This window comes from Mesorhizobium sp. M7A.F.Ca.AU.001.01.1.1 (genome assembly GCF_004022735.1).
Classification (GTDB): Bacteria; Pseudomonadota; Alphaproteobacteria; order Rhizobiales; family Rhizobiaceae; genus Mesorhizobium; species Mesorhizobium ciceri.
This window is the reverse complement of the sequence record NZ_RZPF01000528.1, coordinates 1-4,769: the sequence shown is the minus strand read 5'-3', so window position 1 is coordinate 4,769 and position 4,769 is coordinate 1. Positions and strand designations below refer to the sequence as shown.

General features: G+C 59.9%; 4 protein-coding genes. All 4 read right to left on the bottom strand.

All coding sequences use genetic code 11. From position 1 onward, the window contains the following. Positions 1-1,247, bottom strand: a 1,247-nt coding sequence (locus EN884_RS26195; protein WP_164895159.1) for a sugar ABC transporter ATP-binding protein, incomplete at its 3' end; no start/stop codon positions are given. Positions 1,248-1,330: 83 nt separating this feature from the next. Beyond that, a complete protein-coding gene (locus EN884_RS26190; protein WP_128360810.1) occupies positions 1,331-2,527 on the bottom strand; it encodes a substrate-binding domain-containing protein in 1,197 nt (398 codons plus the stop codon). Positions 2,528-2,611: 84 nt separating this feature from the next. Then, complete coding sequence (locus EN884_RS26185) at positions 2,612-3,658, bottom strand: ABC transporter permease (RefSeq protein ID WP_063170560.1); 1,047 nt, start codon at positions 3,656-3,658, stop codon at positions 2,612-2,614. A gap of 42 nt (positions 3,659-3,700) precedes the next feature. Continuing rightward, positions 3,701-4,588 carry an N-acyl homoserine lactonase family protein gene (locus EN884_RS26180; RefSeq protein ID WP_024505467.1) on the bottom strand — a complete coding sequence of 296 codons (888 nt, stop codon included), beginning with the start codon at positions 4,586-4,588 and terminating at the stop codon, positions 3,701-3,703. Positions 4,589-4,769 lie beyond the last annotated feature (181 nt).

Below are 4,769 nucleotides of genomic sequence, written 5' to 3'. Positions count from 1 at the left end.
CCGCCAGACAGCGTGGCGACATTCTGCTCGATCGATGCCGCGCGAATGTTCAGGTCCACTCGCTGGGCTTCCATTTGCCGCCGTTCGAGCGAACGGTTCACGACGCCAAAGTTCGCGAAACGTGACAGGGCCGAGATGGTACCGTTTTCGCGCACGGAAAGACTGGGAAAAAGGCCTTCATGCTGGCGGTCGGGAGACAGATAGATAATGCCGGCACTACGAGCGGCACCCGGGTTGCCGAGCGGCACGGTCTTCCCGTCCAGAGTGACGGCTCCACGGGCATTTCCAAGACCTGCCAGCGAACGCAGGAAGTCGCTCTGGCCGTTTCCGGTAATGCCGGCGATACCAACGATCTCGCCGCCACGCGCCGACATGTTGATGTCTACGAAATCAGCGCCCGAAAGCCCTTTGACCTCAAGAACACTTGCGCCACTCATGACACCGGATGATTTGGGCGGAAATTGCTTGGTAACGGTGCGTCCGACAATGAGGTTGAGGATCTGGTCATCGCTGACATCGCGCACAGGTGCCGATCCCTTCACTTCTCCGTCACGCATGACGGTGACAGTGTCTGCGATCTGTCTGATTTCCTGCAGCCGATGCGAAATGTAGATGACCGCCGCGCCGCGAGCCGCGGCTTGGCGCACGTTGCGAAACAGGATATCGACAAGGTCGGCTGTCAAAGCCGCGGTGGGTTCGTCAAGAATGAGGATCTTCGGGTCGATCGCAAGCGCCTTGGCAAGTTCTATCAGTTGGCTTTGTGCTATGTCGACATCACACAGCCGGGTCTTGGGATGAACGGCAGAGCCAACACGATGGAGTTGGGCGACTACCCAGTCATTGGCATTCGCATAATCCGTTCGAAGCGCTGCTGGAACTGCAAGCAGCAGGTTTTCAGCCACCGTCAGATCAGGAAGCACTGCCGGGTGCTGATGCACGATGGCGAGCCCGAGCCGTTGCGCCTGTGCCGCGCTCAAGCGATCTACAGTTTGTCCGCATATTTCGATCGAACCCTGATCGAAGCTCAAATTTCCGGAGGCAATGCCCATCAATGTCGACTTGCCTGCGCCATTTTCTCCCAGAAGCGCATGAACCTCGCCACATCGCGCGTCAAACGAGATGTCCTTCACGGCGACGACATTGCCGAAACGCTTCCACACGCCTTGCATGCGCAAACCCAACGGGCTGTCCAACGCAGTACTGGTCGGCGTTGCCCTGTCAGCCTGAAGCTGCTCGACGGTGGCCATGGGTCGATCCTCCTAAGTGACTTCCATCATCCTGCTTGAGGAGATGAAGGGGCGGACAGAAGCCCGCCCCTTTTGGCTCGAGATCAGAGACCGCCCTTGAGGGCTGCCAGGACCTGTTCGTCAGGCAGGCTGGTGCCGTTTGAAGCGGATTCAGGAAGCTTCGGATTGCAGAAAACCGTTCCGGCAAGCGAATCCTCGAGCTGGAAGTTCGTCACTTCCTTCACACCGGCCTCGGCCACCGTATGCTTGGTGCCGTTGGGGTCGGTTATGACGAGCGGCTGATCCATCTTGCCGCCGGCTGCCTCGGCGATCGCCCAGCGTACGGCCAGACGTACGTTCCACTGCTCGGCGCTGTTTGTCGTGTACTGGAAGGTGGACTTCGCGTCGGCGTCATGCAGCTTCTTCCAGGTGCAGCCGAACACATTGGCGTCTTCACCGGCAATAAGCGGAAGCGGCCGACCGGCGCGTTCGAAGACGCCCGAGGCGACAACGCCCATGCTGAGGTCGGCGATGACACCGTCGATCTGCGGATACTGGGCAATCAGCGCGCCCAGTGATTTGGCGACCATGCTGGAATCCCAATTCGTCACTTCGAACGGCTTCTGCCCGATCTGGACGATGCCCGGATAGTCCTTGAACGCTTCGAGGATGCCATCGGCGCGCTCACGGCTCTGGCTGGTTCCGGCAGGTCCGCCGAGATAGGCGACATTTCCCTTGCCGTGGAGGGCCTTCGCCATCCATTTTCCCCAGTCGACGCCGTCCTGGTGGAAGTTCGTGCCGACGAAAACGCTGTAATCCTTGCCTTCCTCACCACCGACACGGGCTCGGTACGGCACGACGGTGCTGCCCTGCTTGAAGGCATCGCGGATCGCCGGCAGCATGGCCGGGCCGGCATCGGGGAACACGACAATGGCGTTGACGCCGCGCGCTGCGAGACCGCTGAGGTCGGAAATCGCCTTCTGGGTGTTACCTTGCCCGTCTGCGTGATCCCAGCCGGTGACGTTCGGGCACTGGCTGACCTCGTTGATCGCTGCGGCCGTCGTCGTCTGCCGCCAGGGGTTCTGGGCGAAGCCATCTGCCAGCGCGACAGAAATCTCCTTCGTTCCGCAAAAGCTCGGTGGTGTCGCCGCCGGTTCGGCGCAGAAGACACCGCCGGCGATGCCCTTGCACCAATCCGCGGCGCCGGCTTGTGTGACCGACAGCGGTGAGACAGTTGCAAAGGCCGACAGGGCGAGCGCGGCGCCCGATATCACGTTTAATCCAAGATAAGACTTCATCATTTCCTCCCAACGAAGTTTGGTTGCTGTTCTCCAACCTGCCGTGATGGACAGCGTTGAAACTGTTTATTCCCTTGGCCGCCGACATCATGCGGTCGACCTGTTCCTCAAGCTGATTGCACGCTTGAGATTGCGAAAATTAAGACCATAGATGCCGACCCCGACCAGGATCGCGGCACCTTGAAAAAGGTATTGAACGCCGATGCTGGCGCCCGTCGTCAGCACCAATTGCTGGAGCTGTGTGAGAAAGAGAGCGGCGATCACGGTTGCCGCCAGATTGCCCTTGCCGCCAAACAGCGAGGTTCCACCCAGAACCGTCGCGGCGATCGACGGCATCAGGTAGTTGTCGCCCTGCTGCGGACTTGGCAGTTGCATAAGGCCGCCGAGCAGAATGCCGCCGGCCGAATAGAGCAGGCTCGCGCCCACATACGCGGCGATCTGGTAGCGGTCAGCGACGATACCCGCCGCGCGTGCCGCCCGGCTGTTTGCGCCGACAGCCTCGAAATTGCGCCCGAAGGTCGTCGCCTTGACGACGAAAATGACGACAATAGCCATCGCTACTGCCAAATAGGCGAGCTGCGTGATGCCAAATATCTTGCCGTTGGCGAATGCCGCTATCGACCCGGGTACCGACACCGGTGTGCCGCCCGAAATCTTGACGTTCATGCCATAGAGCAGCGCGTTCATGCCGATTGTGGCCACGATCGGCGCAACACGAACCTTGCTGACGAGCAGGCCGCTGATCAGCCCCGCTACAGCTGCCGCGGCGAAAGCGTAAAAGAGTGCCAGGACGACACTGCCCTCGGCATTCGGTTGGCTCTCCGAGAAGTAACAGACGATGACAGCGCTGAGCGAAACCATCCCCGGCACGGACAGATCGATGCCGCCCTGCTGGATGACGAGTGTCTGACCCAGGCTGACCAGGGCCAGGATCGCGGCAAAGGGAAGCATTCCGCTCATCGCTCCGGTGCCAAGACTCTGCGGGGCGATCAGGCCGCCGAAGACGAACAGGACCAGCGTTGCCGCCGCGATACCCGCGGTCGGCCCACCAGCTGAGGCAAACCAACTGCTCGGTCCGGATGCACCTTCTCCTAAGGCCGTGACCGGCTTTGGCTTCTCTGAAGGATTTTCCACGTGTCTTGTCCTTCTGCGGATTCGCGGCATCGAACTTGTCGGTTAAAGCAGTGCGGATCTTGCTCCGCTGGCCAGACAGATTTCGCTGATCCGCAGCTTCTGGCTGGAGAGCCGGGACGGGAATGTCTGTTCGAGCCGCGACTCGTGAACGGGTATGACCCGTCGAGACTCATGGCCGACCTGTTTCATCATGGCTTCGGTGGCCATGATCAGATTGATCTGGCTGCCGGTGGCCAGGCCGACAGGGAGATACATGTCATCGATCTTGAGCTGTTCGGAGGCGCCGTTCAGGTTCTCGAACTGGTAAACAAGATCACCGGCAAGCACCCAGGTGTCCTGGGAATCCGTCTTGCCATCATTGCGCACCGTCACCCACATGCATGCGAAGGTGTGGCTGTCATAAGCGACGTGAAGATCGATGCCGGGGAATACGTTTTCCATGGCGCCATCGACCGCAATGAGGCGCTTGTCGCGCGCCAGCTGCACACCGCGCAGGATATCCGCCGTATCGATGCCGGACAGGATCCAGCGCATGCGATCCGGCAGCGACATCGCCCAGATCCATTCCTGCAGCTCCTTCTTCTGGACGTAGAAGGTGGCATTGGGAAATGCATCGACATTGCCGAAATGATCGAAATGCGCGTGCGTGATAAAGACCGCGTTGATGTCTTCCGGCGTCAATCCGATTTCGGCAAGAACCTCGCGCGGTCCGCGCCAGTTCTGGACATTGAACAGCGTGCCAAGATAGTTCCCGTAGTCGCGGTCGTTGTAACCGACGTCGACCATCGCGGCCCAACCGTCTCCCTTGATGACGGCGTAGCAGTAGGGCAGCTTGACATAGCCTTCATTGTGAGCGCCGTAGATGACGCCGCTCTTGTGGTATTCGGGTACGTAGCCGTATTCGAGGACGTAGATCGAATAGAGTGACACCGGTTTCCTCCCTTGATCCAGACGATTAATTTTTCGCGGGTCGGCAGTTGCAGCAGGCCGCCGTGAAATCCACGGGGGTCAGTCCGGCGGAAGGTTCCGAAACCATCCGCAGCGACCGCTGCGCGGAAAAAAGCGCGTCAACGACGGCATCGAGATCGGGACTTGCCGATCTCATTGATCC